General features: G+C 36.4%; 22 protein-coding genes. 13 read left to right on the top strand and 9 right to left on the bottom strand.

The window, feature by feature from the left end:
- Window positions 1-39: 39 nt before the first annotated feature.
- Both ACIQ32_RS06355 and ACIQ32_RS06350 read right to left on the bottom strand, forming a co-directional pair.
- Window positions 40-1,158 (bottom strand): GTP cyclohydrolase, encoded by a 1,119-nt coding sequence (locus ACIQ32_RS06355; protein ID WP_396194855.1) that lies wholly within the window; start codon window positions 1,156-1,158, stop codon window positions 40-42.
- Window positions 1,158-2,132 (bottom strand): transporter, encoded by a 975-nt coding sequence (locus ACIQ32_RS06350; protein ID WP_396194854.1) that lies wholly within the window; start codon window positions 2,130-2,132, stop codon window positions 1,158-1,160. The genes ACIQ32_RS06355 and ACIQ32_RS06350 overlap by 1 nt, the downstream gene beginning before the upstream one ends.
- 121 nt (window positions 2,133-2,253) lie before the next feature.
- On the opposite strand from ACIQ32_RS06350, the gene ACIQ32_RS06345 reads away from it, so the two are divergent.
- The 4 genes from ACIQ32_RS06345 to ACIQ32_RS06330 are packed head-to-tail and all read left to right on the top strand — an operon-like array spanning window position 2,254 to window position 7,794.
- Window positions 2,254-2,505, top strand: a complete 252-nt coding sequence (locus ACIQ32_RS06345; RefSeq protein WP_396194853.1) for a DUF4834 domain-containing protein — start codon at window positions 2,254-2,256, stop codon at window positions 2,503-2,505.
- 27 nt (window positions 2,506-2,532) lie between these two features.
- Entirely contained in the window at window positions 2,533-5,028 is a 2,496-nt protein-coding gene (locus tag ACIQ32_RS06340; RefSeq protein WP_396194852.1) for a YfhO family protein, read from the top strand.
- On the top strand, window positions 5,028-6,323 hold the full coding sequence (locus ACIQ32_RS06335) for a glycosyltransferase family 4 protein (protein ID WP_396194851.1): 1,296 nt from the start codon (window positions 5,028-5,030) through the stop codon (window positions 6,321-6,323). The genes ACIQ32_RS06340 and ACIQ32_RS06335 overlap by 1 nt, the downstream gene beginning before the upstream one ends.
- 7 nt (window positions 6,324-6,330) lie before the next feature.
- Window positions 6,331-7,794 (top strand): lipopolysaccharide biosynthesis protein, encoded by a 1,464-nt coding sequence (locus ACIQ32_RS06330; RefSeq protein WP_396194850.1) that lies wholly within the window; start codon window positions 6,331-6,333, stop codon window positions 7,792-7,794.
- A 60-nt stretch (window positions 7,795-7,854) separates the two neighbouring features.
- Here the strand turns inward: ACIQ32_RS06330 and ACIQ32_RS06325 are convergent, their stop codons facing one another.
- A complete protein-coding gene (locus ACIQ32_RS06325; RefSeq protein ID WP_396194849.1) occupies window positions 7,855-9,141 on the bottom strand; it encodes a T9SS type A sorting domain-containing protein in 1,287 nt (428 codons plus the stop codon).
- Window positions 9,142-9,651: 510 nt separating this feature from the next.
- Between ACIQ32_RS06325 and ACIQ32_RS06320 the strand changes: the two genes are divergently transcribed.
- Window positions 9,652-9,870 carry a hypothetical protein gene (locus ACIQ32_RS06320; RefSeq protein ID WP_396194848.1) on the top strand — a complete coding sequence of 73 codons (219 nt, stop codon included), beginning with the start codon at window positions 9,652-9,654 and terminating at the stop codon, window positions 9,868-9,870.
- Window positions 9,871-10,054: 184 nt separating this feature from the next.
- The gene (locus ACIQ32_RS06315; protein WP_396194847.1) at window positions 10,055-10,684 is read left to right on the top strand and encodes a murein L,D-transpeptidase catalytic domain-containing protein; all 630 of its coding nucleotides are present in this window, start codon (window positions 10,055-10,057) and stop codon (window positions 10,682-10,684) included.
- Between the two features lie 3 nt (window positions 10,685-10,687).
- On the opposite strand, the gene ACIQ32_RS06310 is transcribed toward ACIQ32_RS06315, so the two are convergent.
- A complete protein-coding gene (locus ACIQ32_RS06310) occupies window positions 10,688-11,629 on the bottom strand; it encodes a TerC family protein (protein ID WP_396194846.1) in 942 nt (313 codons plus the stop codon).
- 209 nt (window positions 11,630-11,838) lie between these two features.
- On the opposite strand from ACIQ32_RS06310, the gene ACIQ32_RS06305 reads away from it, so the two are divergent.
- Window positions 11,839-14,028 (top strand): glutamine synthetase III, encoded by a 2,190-nt coding sequence (locus ACIQ32_RS06305; protein WP_396194845.1) that lies wholly within the window; start codon window positions 11,839-11,841, stop codon window positions 14,026-14,028.
- Window positions 14,029-14,125: 97 nt separating this feature from the next.
- Window positions 14,126-15,016, top strand: a complete 891-nt coding sequence (locus ACIQ32_RS06300) for an OmpA family protein (RefSeq protein WP_396194844.1) — start codon at window positions 14,126-14,128, stop codon at window positions 15,014-15,016.
- Here ACIQ32_RS06300 and ACIQ32_RS06295 read toward each other — a convergent pair.
- The gene (locus ACIQ32_RS06295) at window positions 14,999-15,235 is read right to left on the bottom strand and encodes a hypothetical protein (protein WP_396194843.1); all 237 of its coding nucleotides are present in this window, start codon (window positions 15,233-15,235) and stop codon (window positions 14,999-15,001) included. The two genes, ACIQ32_RS06300 and ACIQ32_RS06295, sit on opposite strands and share 18 nt — an antisense overlap.
- On the opposite strand from ACIQ32_RS06295, the gene ACIQ32_RS06290 reads away from it, so the two are divergent.
- The 4 genes from ACIQ32_RS06290 to ACIQ32_RS06275 all read left to right on the top strand — a co-directional run bounded on the left by ACIQ32_RS06290 (window position 15,234) and on the right by ACIQ32_RS06275 (window position 18,749).
- A complete protein-coding gene (locus ACIQ32_RS06290; RefSeq protein ID WP_396194842.1) occupies window positions 15,234-15,839 on the top strand; it encodes an OmpA family protein in 606 nt (201 codons plus the stop codon). The two genes, ACIQ32_RS06295 and ACIQ32_RS06290, sit on opposite strands and share 2 nt — an antisense overlap.
- On the top strand, window positions 15,839-16,690 hold the full coding sequence (locus ACIQ32_RS06285) for an OmpA family protein (protein WP_396194841.1): 852 nt from the start codon (window positions 15,839-15,841) through the stop codon (window positions 16,688-16,690). The genes ACIQ32_RS06290 and ACIQ32_RS06285 overlap by 1 nt, the downstream gene beginning before the upstream one ends.
- On the top strand, window positions 16,690-17,460 hold the full coding sequence (locus tag ACIQ32_RS06280; RefSeq protein ID WP_396194840.1) for an OmpA family protein: 771 nt from the start codon (window positions 16,690-16,692) through the stop codon (window positions 17,458-17,460). The genes ACIQ32_RS06285 and ACIQ32_RS06280 overlap by 1 nt, the downstream gene beginning before the upstream one ends.
- Before the next feature lie 110 nt (window positions 17,461-17,570).
- Window positions 17,571-18,749, top strand: a complete 1,179-nt coding sequence (locus ACIQ32_RS06275; protein ID WP_396194839.1) for an AIR synthase related protein — start codon at window positions 17,571-17,573, stop codon at window positions 18,747-18,749.
- A 5-nt stretch (window positions 18,750-18,754) separates the two neighbouring features.
- Here the strand turns inward: ACIQ32_RS06275 and ACIQ32_RS06270 are convergent, their stop codons facing one another.
- A complete protein-coding gene (locus ACIQ32_RS06270; protein WP_396194838.1) occupies window positions 18,755-19,132 on the bottom strand; it encodes a PH domain-containing protein in 378 nt (125 codons plus the stop codon).
- A gap of 106 nt (window positions 19,133-19,238) precedes the next feature.
- Between ACIQ32_RS06270 and ACIQ32_RS06265 the strand changes: the two genes are divergently transcribed.
- The gene (locus tag ACIQ32_RS06265; protein ID WP_396194837.1) at window positions 19,239-19,667 is read left to right on the top strand and encodes a hypothetical protein; all 429 of its coding nucleotides are present in this window, start codon (window positions 19,239-19,241) and stop codon (window positions 19,665-19,667) included.
- An 11-nt stretch (window positions 19,668-19,678) separates the two neighbouring features.
- On the opposite strand, the gene ACIQ32_RS06260 is transcribed toward ACIQ32_RS06265, so the two are convergent.
- The 3 genes from ACIQ32_RS06260 to ACIQ32_RS06250 all read right to left on the bottom strand — a co-directional run bounded on the left by ACIQ32_RS06260 (window position 19,679) and on the right by ACIQ32_RS06250 (window position 21,350).
- Entirely contained in the window at window positions 19,679-19,954 is a 276-nt protein-coding gene (locus ACIQ32_RS06260) for an ATP-dependent Clp protease adaptor ClpS (RefSeq protein ID WP_396194836.1), read from the bottom strand.
- Between the two features lie 28 nt (window positions 19,955-19,982).
- Window positions 19,983-20,816, bottom strand: a complete 834-nt coding sequence (gene prmA / locus ACIQ32_RS06255; RefSeq protein WP_396194835.1) for a 50S ribosomal protein L11 methyltransferase — start codon at window positions 20,814-20,816, stop codon at window positions 19,983-19,985.
- A gap of 66 nt (window positions 20,817-20,882) precedes the next feature.
- On the bottom strand, window positions 20,883-21,350 hold the full coding sequence (locus ACIQ32_RS06250) for a hypothetical protein (protein ID WP_396194834.1): 468 nt from the start codon (window positions 21,348-21,350) through the stop codon (window positions 20,883-20,885).
- Window positions 21,351-21,478: the final 128 nt, after the last annotated feature.

Raw genomic sequence — 21,478 nt, 5'->3', positions numbered from 1 at the left:
TTTTATATGAAAAATCCCTTTATCAAAAAGGAATATAGTTTAAAGGTTAGTACGATAGGTTCTTCTTCTTCTGAAAGTTTCGGGATTGAAATGTTTCCAAAGATTGTGAATGGCATGGTTGTCTACCAACTCAGGTGTTCTGATACAATTTTGAATTCCTTTTTCTTTAAAAGTGTTGTAGTATTCATTAAATATGATGGCAGTAACTCCTTTACTTTGGTATTCGGGATCTACACCAATTAAGTAAAAAAGGACTTCTTTGCTTTGTTTTTTTGCTTTGAGCAAATGATAAAATCCTAATGGGAAGAGTTTTCCATTGGCTTTTTTTAAGGCTTCTGAAAAACTAGGCATTACAATACTGAAGGCTACAATTTTATCATTTTTGTCTACAACAAACTTGATATATTCAGGATTAATAAAACTGATATATTTTTTTTTGAAATATTCTTTTTGAATGTCTGTTATGGCTACAAAAGAGGAGAGGTTTGCATAACTTCTATTGAATAAATCGAACATTTCGTCCACATAAGGCATTATGTCTTTGGTGTTGTTAAAATTTAAGGGTCTTAATTCATAGCGTTTTTTGATCAACTCTTGTGCTTTATAAAAAAATTCAGGTTTTACATTTGAAAAAGGAAACTTATTTTCCAAATATTCCTTCTCTTTTACATAACCTAATTGCTCCAAGTGCTCTTTATAATAAGGAAAATTATACCAAGTAATCATGGAACCTAATTCATCGAAGCCTTCTGTAAGCACGCCTACTTTATCTAAATTTGAAAAACCCATTGGGCCTTCAACATATTCTAATTGATTCTTGTGGCCAAGTTCATAAACTTTCTCCAATAGTGCTTTGGTCACTTCTATATCATCAATCACATCCCACCAACCAAAGCGAACTTTCTTTTTTTGTTGTTGGTTGACTTCATCCCAATTGATGATGGCTGCCACTCGCCCAACAATTTTATCCTCTTTATAGGCCAAATAGAAATAAGCTTCGGCAGAAGTAAAAGCCGGATTTTTGGTTTTGTCAAAGGTTTCCAATTCATCACTTATCAAAGGCGGAACCCAAAAAGGATGATTTTTATATAGGGAAAAAGGAAATTTTACGTAATCATTTAGAAGTGCTTTGGTGTTGGCTTCTTTTACAGTTATCATTATGGAGTTTTTTCTAATTCAACTTCGTCTTTTCTTTTTTTGCCTTTGTCACGTTTTGACTTTTTATCTTTTTTCTTGTCGTCTTTTTTCTCGTTTTTAATACGGGTGTAATTGGTTTCATAATTACTGTCAAAACGCCAAGACAAGCCAACTCCTCCGTACAATATGGCCGGAGTATCCTTAATGTTTTTCGCTATAGAAGCATCTAATTGTATGTTTTCTCTAACCAAATAAGCCGCTCCAAATCGGAATATATTGTCGGCATAAAAATCACTTTTGTATCCTTGCATTTCTACAAAACCCGACCATCTCATGTTGAATCCACGAGTTAAGGTTGCAATAACGCCTAAGCTCGGGTAATCTGTCATGTATTTGTCGGCTATAATATTAGTCACGAAAACCCATTTGGTGCCAAATTGATTTTGGGTAATCAACATCAACTTCGGACTGATTGTAGGATCGCTTTCAAAGGTGAAAGGATTGGTTCCTAAATTCAAATTAAATCCCGCATAAACAGCGACCGCAGGTATGAATTGTTTCCAACTGAATTTGTGATTGGCTTTCCAACTGTATACATTAGGTTTGTCATCTTTCAGTTTTAAAAAAGGATCAAAAACCAAATATTTTGCACCCAATGTTACTTGTTTAAAACCACCACGAGTATCGTTTACTAATGGTGCTTTGTACCAATCATATTGGTATTGTGTTTCCAAATTGAATTCGAATTGATCAAAAAAAACGCCATATCTAACACTCAATTCCGTACCGAATCCGTTGGCTTCATAGCGCGATAAGTCGTGTTTTTCACGTATACCGTACAAACCACCTTCGGCCTGAATAACCGTTTTGCCCACAGAGAATGCCGACATGGATTTTCCGGGTCTGTTAGAATTAATAAGATCAGTGTACTGTGCAAAAGCAGTTGTTGACAGTAGTGAAAACAACAAAATTCTAAAGATTTTTATTTTGACCATAGTATTGGATTTAATGGGAATACGGTCTTCCAAAAGTAATATAATTTATCATTTATTTAAGAGGTTACAGCGAATTTTACATTGTGGAATTTAGTATTTTTGACAAAAATTATTTTACAGTATGGATACGGCCTCTTACAGCGGATTGTTCAAAACGATACTCTACATTATAGCTTTCTACTACATTTTTAAGTTTTTAGCGCGATTGTTTTTGCCGGTAGTAGCTAAAAAAGTAGTGGAAAAAGCTACCCAGCAATTTCAACAACAACAGCAGCAATACCAACAGCAACAACAAGCTCAAGCGCCCAAAAGCGATAAGCCCAGAGAAAAGAAAATTGTTGGTGAATACATCGATTTCGAAGAAATTAAGTAATTTCACTTGAAAACCTAACCCAAAAACATGAAACAACTTCAAAAGTTTTATCCACATTTATTAGCCATTCTCGGATTCATTCTTATTTCCCTAATTTATTTTTATCCCGTTTTACAAGGCAAAAAAATCTACCAATCCGATATTGTGCAATATACCGGAATGGCGAAAGAGCAAAATGATTTCAGAGCTGAGTTTGATGCCGAACCTTTTTGGACCAATGCTGCTTTTGGTGGTATGCCAACCTATCAATTAGGAGCCAATTATCCAAATGATTTTATTGGGAAATTAGATGATGCTTTGCGATTTTTACCGCGACCGGCAGATTATTTGTTTCTCTATTTCTTAGGGTTTTATGGTTTGCTTTTGGTTTTTAGAATCGATCCTTTAAAAGCATTTTTCGGAGCTTTGGCCTTCGGGTTTTCAACTTATCTTATTATTATTCTCGGTGTAGGACACAATGCCAAAGCGCATGCTATTGCTTACATGCCGTTGGTTGTTGCCGGATTTATTTTGGTTTTCAAGAGAAAATATTGGCATGGTGGCTTGTTGACGATGTTGGCAGTCGCTCTCGAAATCAATGCCAACCACTTTCAAATGACCTATTATTTGCTGATTTTGTTGTTGGTTTTAGCGGTCTATTTTCTTTATAAATTAAGTAAAGAGAATGAATTAAAGTCAATTCCCAAAATCGCCGGTACATTTTTGGTTGCCGTACTTTTAGCCGTTGGGGTGAATGCTTCCGGTTTGATGGCTACCAAAGAGTACTCCGATTTCAGTATGCGAGGCAAAAGCGAATTGACTTTTAATCCCGATGGTTCTAAAAATACTGAAACAGCTTCGATGTCGAAAGACTATATCACCGAGTACAGTTACGGAGTAGGGGAAAGTTTGAATTTGATTGCGCCTCGACTTTACGGTGGTGGCAATAGCGAAAAATTAGGGACTGAGTCGCATGTGTACAATTATATGTTGTCATATGGTGCCAACGAAAACGAGGCCCAAACCTTCACCGAAAACTATGCGCCAACTTATTGGGGTGATCAACCTATAGTAGCGGCACCGGCTTATATTGGTGCTATTGTTTTCTTTTTGTTTATTTTGGCTTTGTACCACGATAAGCGTAAAATAAAATATGCTTTCTTGGCAGGCGCTATAGTTTCTTTGTTGTTGTCATGGGGAAAAAACTTCTCTGTTTTAACCGATTTCTTTATCGATTATGTGCCCTTGTACGACAAGTTCAGAGCGGTTTCTTCTATACAAGTTATCTTGGAATTGTGTATTCCGGTTTTGGCCATTATGGGATTGCAATCGTTTTTTAAAGACACCGAAAACCAAAAGAAATCATTGTTGTATACAGCCGCTACGGCCATAGGTTTGATAGTGTTGATTTATCTTTTCAAAGGAGCTTTCTCTTTCTCTAGTGCAGTAGATACTCAAATTGCGGATATGCTCAATCAAGGTCAGGACAAAACTTTCGGACTAGGCTTTATTGAAGCTTTGAAGGAAGACCGTATGGATTTGTTTACCAGTGATTTGTTGCGTTCCGGATTTTTTATGGTGATCACTTTTGGCGTAATGTGGTTTTACCTGAAAGGAAAATTGATGCCAACTACAGCTGTTGTTATCATTGGAATTTTTATGGCAGGTGATTTGTTCTTTATCGATAAAAATTATGTGAGTAACGACGGGAAACAATTCAGAAGTGCTCGCGAAATCGACCAACCTTTCGAAGTTACCGAAGCCGATAATAAAATCCTTCAGGATAATTCGGTTTTCCGAGTGTATGAACTGCAAGGAAGATTACAAGGCAGAACATCTTATTTTCACAAATCGGTTGGCGGCTACAGCGCTGTTCGACCTCGACGTTATGAGCAACTGTTTGATTACCAAATCGACAGACAATTGAATGATTTAGGGAAAATTATCGATCCTCAAACCATGACGCTAACCAAGAGTATTCCAATTATGAATGCCTTGAATATCAAATATCTTTTACTGCAAACCAATGACGGCGAGAGTGTAGCGGTTACTAATCCTTTCATTAACGGTAACGCTTGGTTTGTTACCGAATTAAAGACTGTGAATACAGCCGATGAGGAAATGAAAGTATTGGGTAAAATCGATACCAAGAATACCGCAACTATCAGTGCATCAGAAGAACTTACAACCAAATTGCCGAAATCTTTTACCAAAGACAGTTTAGCCACAATCAAATTAGAAGAACATTTACCTAATGTGATTAAGTATACCTCGAATAATAACAACGATGGTTTTGCGGTTTTCTCTGAAAACTTCTACCAAGGTTGGAAAGCAACTATTGATGGCAAAGAGGCTGAAATCCAAAGAGTGAATTATGTGCAACGCGGTTTGGTTATTCCAAAAGGAAAACATACCATCGAATTCAAGTTTGAACCACAAGTAATCAAAACCGGCAGTACGATTGCCTTAGTCAGTTCGATTTTGATGATTTTGGTAATCGTTGGAGTAGTTTATTTTGAACAAAAAGGGAAGAAAGTAGCATAATGTCTGATTCCAAGAAACTGCTAATCATTACTTATTATTGGCCACCAGCCGGCGGTCCGGGCGTTCAGCGTTGGTTAAAGTTTGTCAAATACTTGCCCGATTTCAACGTTCAACCTATAGTATATGTACCGGAGAACCCAACTTATCCCATCATTGATAATGGTTTGGAAAGCGAAGTTTCGGAAAAAGCCATTATCCTGAAAAACAAAATATTTGAACCTTATGGTTTGGCTTCTTTTTTCGGTAAAAACAAAACCAAGAAAATCAGTTCAGGGATTATTCCGAACCCAAAAAAACAATCGTTTTTAGAAAAGACTTTGCTTTGGGTTCGAGGGAATATTTTTATTCCGGATGCGCGTTTTCTTTGGGTGAAACCTTCGATTAAATATTTAACCAAATACATCCAAGAAAACAACATCGATACTATCGTAACTTCCGGTCCGCCGCATAGTTTGCATCTCATTGGTTTGCAATTGAAGAAAGAGTTAGGCGTTACATGGTTAGCCGATTTTCGTGATCCTTGGACCACCATTGGTTATCATAAAGCCTTGAAATTGTCTTCATATGCCGAAAAAAAACACAAAGCTTTAGAGCATGAAGTTTTAAACACAGCGGACACGATTATCGTCACCAGTAAAACTACCAAAGCCGAATTTGAAGCCATAACTTCGCGTCCGATAGAAGTGATTACTAACGGTTACGACGTCGAAAAAATCACCAAGCAACCGTTGGATGAAAAATTTTCTTTGGCACATATCGGTTCTTTTTTATCGGAAAGAAACCCCAGAATATTGTGGAAAGCCTTAAAAGAGTTGACCCAAGAAAACCAAGATTTTAAAAAAGATTTTCAGCTCAAACTAATCGGCGCGGTGAGTCAGGAAGTGTTAGACACAATTTCTGAATTCAAACTCAATGATTATGTGTTGAATTTAGGCTACATATCGCATCAAGAAGCTGTCGAACACCAAAGAAAATCACAAGTTTTATTGCTGATTGAAATCAATTCAGAAGACACTAAAAGTATCATTCCCGGAAAATTATTTGAATACATGGTTTCCGAAAGACCTATAGTAGCGATTGGTCCGCAAGGTTCCGATTTTGCCGAGATTATCACTTCAACAAATACCGGCATTTTCTTTACTTATGACGAGAAAGAAAAACTAAAAGCCTTACTTTTGAACTATTATCAGGAATATCAACAGCAAAATTTGAAAGTTCATGCCGTTGGTTTGCAACAATATTCACGAAAAAGTTTGACAGGACAACTTTCCAAACTCCTAACTCAAAACTCCTAACTCAAAAATGGGCATCGTAGTCAACCAATCCATCAAAAACACCATCATCACCTATATTGGTTTTGCGATTGGCGCGGCGAATACTTTATTCATGTATCCTCATTTTTTGGGTGAAAAGTTTTATGGCTTAACCGGATATATTTTGTCTTCGGCGAATATTATTTTTCCGTTGATGGCTTTTGGCGTTCACAATACGTTGGTCAAATTCTTTACCCAATACAAAACCGAAAAAGAAAAAGGTGAATTCCTGACTTTTGTGATGGTTTTACCGCTGCTGACCATTATTCCAATCGGACTCATAGGAACGGTTTTTTACACAGAAATTGCTACTTTTCTATCTAGTGAAAACGCGATTATTTACGACTATGTATGGCAAATTCCGGTGATAGGTTTGTGTATGGGCTATTTCGAGATTTTCTATGCTTGGGTAAAAGTGCATTTGCAATCCGTTTTCGGAAGTTTTGTCAAAGAAGTTTTATTGCGTGTATTCATCAGTATCTTTCTTTTTGCCGTTTACTTCGAAACAATTACTGTTGAGACTTTTGTCGATATTTTGATGGGCATTTATTTGCTGACTACCTTAGTAATGTTGTTTTATGCCCATAAAGTAAAGCCGATACATTTTTCGTTTAAACTACCGCACAATTTCAAATCAATTCTAACTTATTCTCTGTTTATCATTCTTTCGGGAAGTATTGCCAATATGTTACTCGACATAGATAAAACCATGATTGCCCAATACATCAAAATTGAAAATATTGCTTATTATTCGGTCGCCATTTTTATCGCTACTGTAATTTCAGTTCCCAGTCGAGCCATGCACCAAATTACTTATCCCATTACCGCCAAATTAATGACTGAAGGCAAACACGATGAGTTAAACGACTTGTATAAAAAGACATCCATTTCCTTGCAAATTGTGGGCGGATTGGTTTTAGTTGGGATTTTGGTCAATATCAACCAACTTTATTTGCTCTTACCCGAAAATTATCGCGGTGGTGTTTTTGTGGTTTTTATGATTGGAATTTCTAAATATTTTGATTTGATTTTGGGCAATAACAATGCGATTATTTTCAACTCCAAATATTATAAAGCCGTTTTGTTTTTGGGATTGTTATTAGCGGTTTTAGCCATTTCACTGAATGACTTTTTTATTCCGCTTTACGGCATCAACGGTGCGGCAATGGCCACGCTCATTTCGATTACATTGTATAGTTTGGCCAAATTGCTTTTTGTGGTTTTAAAAATGAATCTCTATCCATTTACGCTGAAAAACTTTTACGCCTTAGCCATTGGATTACTTTGTTTCTTTGCCTTTTATTATTGGGAATTTAACTTCCATCCGATAGTAAATATCGTGTTTAAATCGGCTTTGGTTTCTTTGGTTTATGTTGGTTTAGTCTACAAAGCCAATTTGTCTCCGGAGATTAAAACGGTAATCGAAAAACAACTCAAACGAATAACTCGATAGTTTAGTCATAAAAAAACGCAATCTTTTCAGACTGCGTTCAGGGTAATTAGCTTTAATCTTTTATTGAATTATCAGTTTTTGGGTAACTGATTTTGTCCCTTCATGAAGGCTAACAAAATAAATGCCTTTGCTCAATCCGGAAGTGTTTACAGTAGTCGATAATAATGTTGTTTGTTGTTTGTACACTTCTTTTCCAACACAATCTGTAATGATTAATTGAGCATTTCCATCGTTACTGTTGGTCTCGATAGTAACAGTATCAACAGCTGGATTAGGATATATTTTTACGGATAATGGTAAGGCAAATTCTTCAGCCTTTAAGATGGCTGTAACTTTTCTGATTTTATGATTGCCTCTATCGGCTATGTAAAGCAAACCATTTGGATCAAAGCATATTCCTATAGGCTCGAAAAATCTTGCAGCTACTCCTGAACCATCAAGATAGCCTTGAACAGCCCCCACAAAGTTGGTCACTGCCGCGGTTCCTATATCTATTTTTCTGATTCGGTTATTGCCATAATCTACCACAAATAAATAGTTTTGGTTGCTTATAGCTAATCCCATCGGACTATCAAATCCAGCAGTTATGCCTGCGCCATTGTTAAATCCGGTAACACCGCTTCCTGCAAAAGTGGTTACTTCTCCGGTATTGATAACGATTTTTCGGATACGATGGTTGTTGATTTCAGCCACATAAAGATTGCCGTTTCCGTCCGGACAAATTCCGGATAATCCGTCGAATTGTGCGGCTTCTCCGATACCGTCTATAGTGCCTTGTACAGATCCGGCCAAGGTTGAAACTGTACCGTTGACCATATCAATTTTTCTGATTTTGGTGTTGATGCTTTCCGTTATATATAAGAAGTTGCCTTCTCTGCAAATGCCAACCGGAGCATTGAATAATGCATTAGTCAAATCGCCGTTGGCATAACCAAAATTGGATCCGGAATAAGTGCTGACTTCACCGGTGGCAATTACGATTTTTCGAATTTTGAAATTAAAATAATCGGTCACATACAAATTACCGTTATTGTCAGTGCAAATACCGCTAGGGCCATTAAATTTTGCTACTGTTCCAATCCCGTCTGCAAAACCTGCAGTAGAACCTGCTAAAGTACTGACTGTATTAGTGGCGATTTCAATTTTTCGAATCAAATTATTGGTGTAGTCTGCAACATACATATATCCGTTATTGTCTAAGCAAACAGCTCTCGGGCCGTAAAATTGTGCTGAAGTTCCGACAGCATCAGTATACCCGGCCGTAGAGCCGGCTATGGTTGTAACAACTTGTGCGGTACTCGTAAACGCACACAAGAATAGAACGAGGAGTAGGGTAATTTTTTTCATTAGGCTAGGGGATTAATAAGGATTAGTGATTTTCTTTTGATTTTAGAATGATTTTAAGCCATATTCTTTCATATTAGTTTAATTAGATAGCTAATTTTCTTAAAATGTATTGGATGTCAGTACACAAATATATTACAATACTTCGGTTTTTGTCAAAGATTTGTTGTTATTTTCGATGAATGGTATCACTTACTTCGATAAAAGTACAAGATATTTCTTGCTATTTTTATTTAAAACGACTGAAAGCTATTTTCGGGTATTATTTACTGTTAATTAACGCAATAGGAGAAGAATGCTACTCCCCATTATACTGTTTTTTAACTAGCGGGAAGTTGTATATTTGAACAAGAAACTAAAAAATATTTAAATAATCTGTTGTAAATATCACTTTGTAAAACAACTATTAAAACTATTTAAAATGACTCAAGTAAATCCTTTTTAATTTTCAACGGAAATTGTGAAAAAGCATTCCTTTTTTACCAATCCGTTTTTGGAGGCGAATTTCCATATATGGGCAGATTCAAAGATATGCCGGCCGATGACAATTGTCCTCAGATTTCCGAGGAAGAAGCCAATAGAATTATGCAAATATCTTTACCGATTGGGAATACTGTTATTATGGGAAGCGACAGTACATCTGCTAGCGGTGATGCGATTATCGGAACCAATATTTCTGTTTCGGTTAATACATCGAGTAAGGCAGAAGCTGATAGTATTATAATGGATTAGCAGTAGGCGGAAATGCCTTCATGCCCATGACACAAACTTTTTGGGGGTGCTTATTTAGGGATGTTAAAAGATAAATTCGGCATCAACTGGATGGTGAATTTTGATGAAAATCCCCCAGCCTAAATTATTGTATATCTTTTATGCTATAAATCAAACTGTTGCGTTATACATAAAAAACCAACTCTTGAAAAAAAAGATTGTTCTTCTGTTGCTAATCGCAGTGGTTGTTGCTTACGGCTACAATAGTATCAACTATAAGTATAAAAGTGAACACAAACCTAAAGTCGATGTTTCTAAAACCGATGAAAAGGCTAAGGAAGCTTTGACTTTTTGTCGTAAAAACAACTTCAACCAAGATTTTTGTATACTAATTGACATGAGTATTCACTCGGGATTGAATCGTTTTTTTGTGTACGATTTCAAACAAAATAAGATTACTCTACAAATGCTTGTTGGTCACGGTTGTTGTAATTATCCGTGGAGTCAAACTTGGTCAAAAGACAATCCGACTTTCAGCAATAAAGACGGCAGTCATTGCTCTTCTTTGGGTAAATATAAAATCGGGCAAAGGGCTTGGAGTGATTGGGGAATCAATGTCAAATATGTACTGCACGGTCTGGAAAACACCAACAGCAATGCGCAATCGCGTTACATTGTTTTCCATTCATGGGAAAAAGTTTCCGATAAAGAAGTTTACCCTAACGGAACGCCTGAAGGTTGGGGTTGCCCAACGATTTCCAACCAAAACATGAAGAAGATTGCCCCGATGTTAAAAGCGACTAAGAAACCTGTTTTGATGTGGATTTATCAATAAAATCTATTCCGATTCCTTACGGCTCATAGAAACTATAATACCGGCAGCCAGGGACAATGCAATAAAACCCAGTGAAACCCATTCCGGAAATTTGTAATAATGAATAATGAGCATTTTGATTCCTACAAAGGTCAATATGGCAATCAAACTATATTCTAAATAGCTGAATCTCTCCAACATATTCGCTAAAAAGAAGTACATCGAACGCAAACCCAAGATGGCAAAAATATTGGAGCTGAATACTAAAAACGGATCGGAAGTGATGGCCAAAATTGCCGGAACACTGTCTAAAGCGAACAGCATGTCCATAACTTCAATCACAATCAGCGCCACAAAAAGAGGAGTAGCCGCAGTAATGTGTCTTCTTTTTACAAAAAAATGTTCCCCGTCGGAATGACTGGTAATCGGCATTATTTTGCGCAAATTTCTGTAAACAAACGATTTTTTCGGATTGAATTCTTCTTCCTCTCCTTTGAACAACATTTTAAAAGCAGTAAAGATCAAAAAGGCACCAAACAGGTAAGTCATCCAACTGAATTTATTAATCAGAATTACGCCAAAGAAAATCATCAATCCTCTAAAGACTATAGCGCCTAAGATGCCCCAAAACAAAACGCGATGTTGGTACTTTTGCGGGATTTTAAAAGAGGAAAAAATGACCGCAATCACAAAAATATTATCCACACTTAAGGACAATTCTATCAAATAACCGGTAATAAACTTCATAGAAGCCACAGTCGGTGTCAGATCGGTTGGATTGTCTATGAGTCCGTTTTTATAAATCCATCCTACCACTATGCTGAAGACAAATGATAGCGATACCCAGATTCCGGTCCATATTCCGGCTTCTTTTGGTTTAATAATGTGTGGGTTTTTGTTGAAAACACCTAAATCTAAGGCCAAGAACAAAAAGATTAGCGCCAAAAAAATAATCCAAACCGTCATGATATATAATTAAGTTTACGCAAAGATAGGATTTTTACCGCTTTAATGTATAATAAAAAATCAAGAGATAAGACAGGGAAAGGAAAATCTATATTTTACAATATTATCATTTTACCCCTAAAAAAAATAGGGTTATTTTATTTTAAAATCGAAATATTGTTATATTTGCACAAAATTATTAGGGTATAATCATTTAAAAATATTTTTTTATGTCAACTTTACGTTTTCAAGCATTAAAAGATGCCTCAGGCAGAAAACCGGTAAAATTCGAAGAAGCCAATAAAAAATCGGCACTTTTCGGTTCTAATGTATTCAATGATAAAGCAATGAAGCAGTATTTAACTGCCGATGCTTATAAAGGAGTAAAAGATGCAGTACAGCACGGAACTAAAATCGACAGAAAGTTGGCTGATTATATTGCTATGGGGATGAAAGAATGGGCTTTGACTAAAGGTGTAACACACTATACTCACTGGTTCCAACCCTTAACCGGAACTACTGCTGAAAAGCACGATGCTTTCTTTGAAACGTCTTATGATGGTTCAGATCCGGTAGAGAAATTCGGCGGTGGACAATTGGTACAACAAGAACCTGATGCCTCTTCTTTCCCGAATGGTGGTATCAGAAATACTTTTGAAGCCCGCGGTTATACCGCTTGGGATCCTACATCACCGGCTTTCATTTTCGGAACAACTTTGTGTATTCCAACAGTGTTTATTTCTTACACCGGAGAAGCTTTAGATTACAAAACACCATTATTGCGTGCTTTGAATGCGGTTGATGAAGCGGCTACTGAAGTATGTAAATATTTTGATAAAAACGTTAAAAAAGTTACAGCTACTTTAGGTTGGGAACAAGAATATTTTTTGGTTGACATTTCATTGGCCAATTCAAGACCGGATTTGTTGTTAACAGGTAGAACTTTATTAGGTCATACTTCAGCCAAAGGGCAACAATTAGATGACCATTATTTTGGTTCGATTCCGTCTCGTGCCTTAAATTATATGAGAGAATTGGAGGAAGAATGCATGCTGTTAGGCATTCCGGTGAAAACCCGTCACAACGAAGTGGCACCAAACCAATTCGAGTTGGCCCCCATTTTTGAAGAAACCAATTTAGCAGTTGACCACAATTCCTTGTTAATGGATGTGATGTCTAAAGTAGGAGAGCGTCATGATTTTAAAGTGTTATTCCACGAAAAACCATTCAAAGGTGTAAACGGTTCCGGAAAACACAACAACTGGTCTTTAGCAACAGATACCGGAGTTAACTTACTTTCTCCAAGTAAAACTCCTATGAGCAATTTGCAATTTTTATCTTTCTTTATCAATACCATCAAAGCGGTTAACGAGTATGAAGAGTTGTTAAGAGCTTCCATCGCCACAGCCAGTAATGACCACCGCTTAGGAGCTAATGAAGCGCCACCGGCTATTATCTCGGTTTTCATCGGAGCACAATTGACCAAAGTATTGGCAGAGTTAGAAGGTGTTTCTAAAGGAAAGTTATCTCCTGAAGAAAAGACTGATTTAAAACTGAATGTAGTAGGTAAAATTCCGGATGTAATGTTGGACAATACCGATAGAAACAGAACGTCACCATTTGCGTTTACCGGAAACAAATTCGAATTCCGCGCCGTAGGTTCTTCTGCTAACTGTGCTAACGCGATGACTACTTTGAATTCTATCGTGGCCAAACAATTGAAAGCTTTCAAAAAAGAAGTTGACGCGCTTATCGACGATAAAGGATTGAAAAAAGACGAAGCCATTTTTAATGTTTTAAGAGAATACATCAAGCAAACTAAAAATATCCTTTTTGAAGGCGACGGTTACAGCGATGCTTGGGAAAAAGAAGCTAAGAAAAGAGGTTTGAGCAACCACAAAACTACTCCGGCCGCTTTGAAAGCTAAAGTGTCTAAAAAGGCATTAGAGTTGTTCGAAGAGTTACAAGTAATGAACCATGTAGAAGTGGAAGCCCGTTACGAAATCGAATTGGAAGAATACACTAAAAAAATCCAAATCGAAGGAAGAGTGTTAGGCGATATTGCTCGTAACCACGTAATCCCAACAGCGATTCGTTACCAAAATACATTAATTGAAAACGTACGCGGATTAAAAGAGATTTTTGGGAAAGACTTTGAAAAAATAGCCAAAGAACAAATTTCCTTGATTAAAGAAATTTCTGCGCACATCGAAGGAATCAATTCTAATGTGGAAGCCATGACCGAAGCCCGTAAAAAAGCCAACGCTTTAACCGATGCTCAAAAAATGGCCGAAGCTTACTGTGATAAAGTAAAACCATACTTCGAAATCATCAGAGAGCATTGTGATAAATTGGAGTTGTTGGTAGACGACGAAGTTTGGACATTGACCAAATACAGAGAGTTGTTGTTTACAAGATAAGAACTCACTTAATAAAAACAGCACCCGATATTTAAAAAATGTCGGGTGTTTTTATATTAAAAATGCTGTAACTTCGTTATACTTATAAATTTGTTTCATGTTACGCCATTTCTTCACTGTTGTTTTACTATTGTTAGTTGCCGATGCTTTTTCCCAAGAGCAAATCAGCTTGTATTTTGACAGCAATCAATTCGAATTGACTAAAAAAGAAGAAAATCGCCTTAACCAATGGCTTTTGGCCAACAGTAATCATAAAATAGTCGCCATACACGGTTTTACAGACGAAGACGGAACGACCGGATTTAATGATACTTTAGCCCAAAAAAGAGTCGATTTTATTTTTGAGAAAGTCAAAGATCAAATCCAAATCAGAGCCGATTTTAAAACATTGAGTTTAGGGGAAAAGTTCAAACAGTCTGACATCAAAGCCGAAAATAGGCGCGTGACCATTTTTTACATCCTTGAGCAAGACATTCCGCGTGAAGATGAAATTCTCGGACTAAAACCGATGACTACTGTAGTCGAAGAACCCAAACCCGAAATAGAATATCCGGAAAAATTAGTCTTCGAAAATCCTAACGGTACTAAAACCGAGTACAAATTGGACCGCGATTTTATGAAGCGTGTCGGCAATGCCAAATCCGGAGAAAAACTAAAAATAGACAACCTGAATTTTGTCATCAATACATTCGCTATTGTACCCGAATCTCGTGGTAAACTTTATGAGTTATTATTGGTGTTGCAAAATAATCCACAATTAAAAATTGAAATCCAAGGCCATTTGTGCTGCATGCCGGTTGACCGAACCGATTTGTCTACCCAAAGGGCTAAAGCTATTTATAACTTTTTAATTACCAACGAAGTATATCGCGCCAGATTGTCTTACAAAGGGTTCGGAAGTTCGCAACCCATTCATCCGTTGCCTGAAAAGAATGAAGCAGAACGCGCAGCTAATCGCCGGGTTGAAATTCTAATTGTCGAAAATTAAGGCTATGAGAATTTGTTTAATTTTATTCTTATTTACTTTTTTGGGTTTTTCCCAAAAGCAATATGAAGTGTTTTTCGACTTTAACAAAGATTTCCCCAATCCCGTTTCGTTAACCAAACTGAACCAATGGATAGCCGAGAACAAGTCGGCAGAAATTACTAAGGTCTTAGGATTTTGTGACAGTGTTGATGATAGCCAATACAACAAAGATTTGGCCATGAGACGAATTAGTAATGTCTTGGCTTTGCTGGAAAAAGACAAGATATCGGTTAGTGATAGCTTAGAGTTAAAAACTTTTGGGGAAGATTTTAAATGGTCAAAAAAGCAAGAGGAAAATAGGAAAGTAATTTTTTTATATTTTGAAAATAGAAGTATATTAACTCAAGTTGGAAGTAATGAAAATGAGTCGGAATTTTTATTCTTAGTTAAAAATGAAAAGGAAAATTTGCAGCAAAAGTTTGAGTTGACTAATAAATCAGAAACCATTCGATTATTCAGTATACGGTTTTATCTTAACACCACAAAAATTGTTGAATTATCGGAACCGGTTTTGGCAGAATTAGCTCAAATTTTAAAAGATAATCCAAACTTGAAAATTGAAATACAAGGTCATGTTTGTTGTCAATTTGTTAATGATGTTAGCGGACTTTCAACTCTAAGGGCTAAAGCTGTCTATGACTATTTAGTAAAAAATAAAATTGAAAAAAGCAGACTACGATATAAAGGTTACGGCAATTTAAAACCAATACACAAGATACCAGAACAAAACTCTTTGGAGGAACAAGAGAATAGAAGAGTAGAAATTTTAATTTTTGAAAAATAATGGGATTCAGAATACTCATTTTACTTTTTATCTCAAACATTTCATTTGCTCAAAAGCAATATGAAGTGTTTTTCGACTTTAATAAAGATTTCCCCAATCCCGTTTCGTTAACCAAACTAAACCAATGGATTGCAGATAACAAGTCGGCAGAAATTACTAAGGTCTTAGGATTTTGTGACAGTGTTGATGATAGCCAATACAACAAAGATTTGGCCATGAGACGAATTAACAGCGTTTTAGTTTTACTCAAAAAAGACAGTATAAAGTTTAGTGATAAAGTTGAGTTAATGCCTTTCGGAAAAGATTTTAACTATTCTAAAAAGCAAGAAGAAAACAGAAAAGTGGCTTTTTTTTATACTCTGAATGAAACTGTAAGTAAGGATGCAAAAGAGGCAAAAATAGTAGGGCTAAACGATGAAAAAGAGATTTCGCCTTTCGATACTCAAGGATTAATTGAGAAGGAAACCTCTGAGTTGGAGCTTAAATTTGACAAGGCTAAAAAAGGGGATTTGATTAAAATAAATAATATCAATTTCCTGTTCAATTCAGAAAAAATTGAAGCAATATCGTTGCCAATTTTGGAAGAATTATTACGTATTATGTATTCAAATTCAAAACTAAGAATCGCCATACACGGCCATATTTGTTGTAATCCTAACGAAATGGACACCAAATTGTCTTATAGAAGAGCATTGGTGATTTTTAAATATTTAAGAGATAACGGCATTGCCATGAACCGCTTATCTTATAAAGGATTTGGAAGTAATAATCCGATTTATAAAGTGCCGGAAAGAAATGAATCCGAACGCAAAGCCAACCGTCGGGTAGAAATTTTAATTGTAGAAAAGTGATGAAATTTAAATTGATCATAGTGCTGTTTTTGATTTCCCTAACTAGTTTAGGTCAAAAGCAGTTTGACGTTTTTTTCGATTTCAACAAAGACTTTCCCAATCAAAATTCAATATTGGCGCTCAATGAATGGATTGCCAATAACAAAAACATTGAAATAGCTAAATTATTGGGTTTTTGTGACAGTATTGATACCAAAGATTACAACAAGCACTTGGCACAACGGCGCATTGCCAATGTGAAAGATTTATTGGAAAAAAGTGACTTGAAATTCAAAGCCGATTTAGAGCAAATTGCCTTTGGAAAAGACTTTAAACAATCAAAAATTCAAGCCGAAAACCGTCGTGTGACTATTTTCTACTCCGAAATAGCACCTAAACCCGTAGAAAGCAATCTTACCCAAAATTTAAAAAATGCCAAAGCCGGAGAAACTGTAGCGCTTCCTAATCTCTATTTTTTTAATAACTCCGCCCGAATTGTACCGTCGTCTGAACCGGTTTTGTATGATTTGCTGTGTGTTTTACAAGAAAACCCTAAGCTCAAAATAGAAATTCAAGGTCATATTTGCTGTCAATCCGCAGTCGATATAAACGATGTTTCTACCGCACGTGCACGTGCCATTTACAACTATTTGCTGCGCAATAAAATCGATAGAAAAAGAATGAAATTCAAAGGTTTCGGTGTTTCCAAACCCATTCATAAAATTCCGGAACGCAATGAAACGGAAGCCAACGAAAACCGAAGAGTGGAGATTTTGATTTTAGAGAATTGATAAATCAATGTAGCAATTCATCAATGTAGCAATTTTTATTTGTTCCATTAGTACATTGTTTAATTGTTCCATTACCCTTACCTTTGTGGCACAACAACTAACAACACAACATGAGTTCTGATCACAGTCAACGCTACAACCAACGTGGCGTTTCAGCTTCCAAAGAAGAGGTGCACAACGCCATCAAAAACATCGATAAAGGCTTATTTCCAAAAGCTTTCTGTAAAATTGTCCCCGATTATTTGACCAACGACGACAACTATTGTTTGATCATGCATGCCGACGGTGCCGGAACTAAATCGTCTTTGGCTTATCTGTATTGGAAAGAAACCGGAGATATTTCGGTATGGAAAGGCATTGCACAAGATGCGTTAATCATGAATATCGACGATTTATTGTGTGTTGGTGCTACCGATAATATTTTACTTTCCTCTACTATCGGAAGAAACAAAAACTTAATTCCGGGCGAAGTAATTTCGGCCATCATCAACGGTACGGAAGAGTTGATAGCCGAATTGAAATCTTTCGGAGTTACTATTCATGCTACCGGTGGCGAAACCGCTGATGTAGGTGATTTGGTTAGAACTATTATTGTCGATTCTACAGTAACGGCTCGTATGAAACGTAAGGATGTAATCGATAATGCGAATATCCAACCCGGCGATGTGATAGTAGGTTTGGCTTCTTTTGGACAAGCGAATTACGAAAAAAGTTATAACGGCGGTATGGGAAGCAACGGCTTAACTTCGGCACGTCATGATGTTTTTGCCAAATATTTAGCCGAAAAATATCCGGAAAGTTTTGATTCGGCTGTGCCCAATGAATTGGTGTATTCCGGAAAAACAAAATTGACCGATTCGGTGGAAGGCACTCCAATAGATGCCGGGAAATTAGTCTTATCACCAACCCGAACTTACGCTCCGATTATCAAAGCAGTTTTAGAGAAATACACCTCTAATGAAATTCACGGCATGGTACATTGTTCCGGCGGTGCACAAACCAAAGTATTGCATTTTGTTGATAATGTGCATGTGATTAAAGACAATCTGTTTACGGTACCGCCATTGTTTAAACTCATCCAAGTGAATTCTCAAACCGATTGGAAAGAGATGTACCAAGTGTTTAATTGCGGACATCGCATGGAAATATATGTTCCTCAGGCCATCGCTTCTGACATCATTTCTATTTCAGAATCATTTGGGGTTGAGGCTCAAGTTGTAGGTAGGGTAGAAGCTTCCGTAAACAAAAAACTCACTATTAAAAGTGAGTTTGGAGTATTTGAGTATTAATCGGATTACAGTACATAAAAGGCTAATACCTTCTGAACCTCGTAAACATTAACCGATTTGGTAAATTGTTTGTTGATACTCGGATTGAGTTCGCTGGACACCCAAATTTTTAATTCTGCTTCTAAGTCAAATGTTCCGGCCGTTTCTACGCTAAATCGGCTGATGGCTTTGTAAGCAATGGATTTGTATTCGATTTTACTTCCGGTAAGGCCTTGTTTTTCTACCAGAATCAATCTTTTGTTGGTGAAAATGAAAAAATCTCGGATGAGTTTGAAACCCATTTCGATTTTTTCGTCATCTAATAATAATTGACCGTATTGCTTTTGTAAATCTTCCGAACTGGCTTGTCCGGCATTGCCCATAAGTGCAGAAAAAAGTCCCATATAAATTGTATTTTTGTGGCGTAAAAATAACGAATAGGAACGGATTTTAAGAACCATTTTCAATCTTTGTCTAAAATCATTTCTCCTAATTAAAACCATCAGTATTATGATTATCAATCCAAAAAACGGCGTCGATCAATTGCTTTTCGGGATGAAACAAAACCAGGTAGAAGCCATTTACGGTAAGCCATCCAAACAATTCAAAGACGAAGACGATAATGTGTTGTATTTGTACAATGCACAAAAGTTGAGTCTGACGTTCTATGAAGATGAAGATTTTCGCTTAGGGTATATCGCTTGTTCCCATCCGGAAAGTACTGTTTTAGGGCTAAAAGTGATTGGCAAGAATGTGGTAACACTTAAATCGGACTTGCCTTTTAAATCCTGGTCAACAGAAGATTTTGATTCCTTTGAAAATCATTTCAACGAAAGCAATTGGTTGATTTTACAAGCTGAATTTGGTGAAGTTGTACGAGTAGAAATTGGTGCTATTATCAAAGACAACGACGAATTCGATTGGAAATTTAAAGGATAATTTTCAAAACGTTAAATGATTTCCGCACTCAAACCGGCTTCCAACAGTTGCGTGCATTGAGGTTTTAACTCGTCGAAAGAACCAGTTTTCACCGTACATTTTCCTTTGTAATGTACTAAGATAGCGCACTGTTCGGCTTGTTCGGCAGTATGTTGGCATACACGAATCAAAGTATCAATCACATGATCAAAAGTATTCACGTCGTCATTGTATAGAACAATTTCGTTGTTGGTTCCAATTTGTTCTTCTGTTAAAACTTCTTCTTGAATTTTCTCTATCGTACTCATAGTGGTTACCGTGTAAAAAGTTTTGAGTTTAATATTGGTATTTCAAAGAAACCCAATTGTTTCTTTCGAATTGCTTTACAAAAGTCAGACCTTTTTCTGTACAGCTGGCGTCTATAAACGGAATATCTTCGGTGTAAAAACCACTCAACAAAAGAATACCGTTTTTGTTCAAACAATCTACATATTGCTGCATATCGTTTAGTAAAATATTGCGGTTGATGTTGGCTATAATCAGGTCGTATTTTTTGCCTTTCAACAATTCGGCATCGCTTTCGTAAACTGTAATGTCTTTACAATTGTTACGCTCTGCATTTTCAATAGAATTCAAATAACACCAATTGTCAATGTCGATAGCGTCTATGGGTTTGGCGCCTTTCATTTCCGCTAAAATGGCTAAGATGGCGGTGCCGCAACCCATGTCTAAGCTTTTCATTCCTTTAACATCAGTTTCCAATAAATGTTGGATCATCATGTGAGTAGTTTCGTGATGACCGGTTCCGAAACTCATTTTAGGTTCTATTACAATATCGAATTCGGCTTCTGTTTTTGGGTGAAACGGTGCACGAACGTGGCATTTGCCATCCACATCTATAGGCTCGAAATTCTTTTCCCATTCTTCGTTCCAATTGACTTGGTCGATTTCTTCAATGGTATAAGTGATTTTAAATTCGGGTGATGTCAGCAAATAAATATCTTCCAGAATATCTTCTGTCCACAAATCTTTCTGTATATAGGCACTAAACCCGTTGTCGGTCTCGATGAAACTCTCAAACGGTTTTTCACCTAATTCAGCAATTAAGATTTCAGAACCCGGTTCTTTGGGTTCAACAGAAAAATGATACCCTAAATAAATATTTGACATGAGTGGAATTTTTGACAAAGGTAATTATCAGTTTCCTTAAAGGAAAGCATTTTGTCAAAAAGAAATTTACTCCATTCTTACTACACTTTTTAAGTTGGCTTCGGGTAATTCATCGGGAGCAACTGTAAAAACCATCAGTCTTTTGTAGCGTTTGTTATTACCGTCATACATATAGGTCATGGTATTTTCTTTGGGATTGTATACCAATCGTGCTCTCATGTATTTAGATTGTATAGACCATGAACCTTCTGTATCACTGTCTTTGCTAAAATTGTAAATCGAACCATGGTGCATGCGAACCTGACCGTTATCAATCATACTGATTACAATATAACCATTGGTTTTAGAACCGATTTCACGGATGTCAATAGTAGCATGCTCGTATTCGGTTTCTATCAATTCATATTTTTCAAAATCGGTATTCCAAACATAATACTTTCGGGTATCGGATTGGAAACGTTTTTGCGTGTCTACTTGTGCTTGTAGGTTGGAGAAACAAGTTACTAGGAACAGAAGAATAAGTTTTGATTTCATTAGGCTTGCATTTGATTTGTGACGTTGTAAATATAAAAGACATAATCGTTTAAAAGCAAATAAAATCGATGAAACGCACAAATAATTTTAAAAAAATAAAAAAAACCTTTCAAATTAATGAAAGGTTT

The sequence above is a fragment of the Flavobacterium sp. genome, assembly GCF_044373165.1.
In the GTDB taxonomy this organism is placed as follows: domain Bacteria; phylum Bacteroidota; class Bacteroidia; order Flavobacteriales; family Flavobacteriaceae; genus Flavobacterium.
Note: the sequence above shows the minus strand (reverse complement) of the source record. Positions and strands in the feature narration are given on the sequence as shown.

Excerpts from the sequence above, each read along its gene's own strand:
- ACIQ32_RS06340 (WP_396194852.1), top strand. The coding sequence starts at position 2,533 with ATGAAACAACTTCAAAAGTTTTATCCACATTTATTAGCCATTCTCGGA.
- ACIQ32_RS06310 (WP_396194846.1), bottom strand. The coding sequence starts at position 11,629 with ATGACGGTTTGGATTATTTTTTTGGCGCTAATCTTTTTGTTCTTGGCC.
- ACIQ32_RS06305 (WP_396194845.1), top strand. The coding sequence starts at position 11,839 with ATGTCAACTTTACGTTTTCAAGCATTAAAAGATGCCTCAGGCAGAAAA.
- ACIQ32_RS06280 (WP_396194840.1), top strand. The coding sequence starts at position 16,690 with ATGAAATTTAAATTGATCATAGTGCTGTTTTTGATTTCCCTAACTAGT.
- ACIQ32_RS06260 (WP_396194836.1), bottom strand. The coding sequence starts at position 19,954 with ATGAGTACGATAGAGAAAATTCAAGAAGAAGTTTTAACAGAAGAACAA.
- ACIQ32_RS06330 (WP_396194850.1), top strand. The coding sequence starts at position 6,331 with ATGGGCATCGTAGTCAACCAATCCATCAAAAACACCATCATCACCTAT.
- ACIQ32_RS06325 (WP_396194849.1), bottom strand. The coding sequence starts at position 9,141 with ATGAAAAAAATTACCCTACTCCTCGTTCTATTCTTGTGTGCGTTTACG.
- ACIQ32_RS06355 (WP_396194855.1), bottom strand. The coding sequence starts at position 1,158 with ATGATAACTGTAAAAGAAGCCAACACCAAAGCACTTCTAAATGATTAC.
- ACIQ32_RS06275 (WP_396194839.1), top strand. The coding sequence starts at position 17,571 with ATGAGTTCTGATCACAGTCAACGCTACAACCAACGTGGCGTTTCAGCT.
- ACIQ32_RS06265 (WP_396194837.1), top strand. The coding sequence starts at position 19,239 with ATGATTATCAATCCAAAAAACGGCGTCGATCAATTGCTTTTCGGGATG.
- ACIQ32_RS06350 (WP_396194854.1), bottom strand. The coding sequence starts at position 2,132 with ATGGTCAAAATAAAAATCTTTAGAATTTTGTTGTTTTCACTACTGTCA.
- ACIQ32_RS06290 (WP_396194842.1), top strand. The coding sequence starts at position 15,234 with ATGAGACGAATTAGTAATGTCTTGGCTTTGCTGGAAAAAGACAAGATA.
- ACIQ32_RS06345 (WP_396194853.1), top strand. The coding sequence starts at position 2,254 with ATGGATACGGCCTCTTACAGCGGATTGTTCAAAACGATACTCTACATT.
- ACIQ32_RS06270 (WP_396194838.1), bottom strand. The coding sequence starts at position 19,132 with ATGGGACTTTTTTCTGCACTTATGGGCAATGCCGGACAAGCCAGTTCG.
- prmA (WP_396194835.1), bottom strand. The coding sequence starts at position 20,816 with ATGTCAAATATTTATTTAGGGTATCATTTTTCTGTTGAACCCAAAGAA.
- ACIQ32_RS06320 (WP_396194848.1), top strand. The coding sequence starts at position 9,652 with ATGGGCAGATTCAAAGATATGCCGGCCGATGACAATTGTCCTCAGATT.
- ACIQ32_RS06250 (WP_396194834.1), bottom strand. The coding sequence starts at position 21,350 with ATGAAATCAAAACTTATTCTTCTGTTCCTAGTAACTTGTTTCTCCAAC.
- ACIQ32_RS06300 (WP_396194844.1), top strand. The coding sequence starts at position 14,126 with ATGTTACGCCATTTCTTCACTGTTGTTTTACTATTGTTAGTTGCCGAT.
- ACIQ32_RS06335 (WP_396194851.1), top strand. The coding sequence starts at position 5,028 with ATGTCTGATTCCAAGAAACTGCTAATCATTACTTATTATTGGCCACCA.
- ACIQ32_RS06295 (WP_396194843.1), bottom strand. The coding sequence starts at position 15,235 with ATGGCCAAATCTTTGTTGTATTGGCTATCATCAACACTGTCACAAAAT.
- ACIQ32_RS06285 (WP_396194841.1), top strand. The coding sequence starts at position 15,839 with ATGGGATTCAGAATACTCATTTTACTTTTTATCTCAAACATTTCATTT.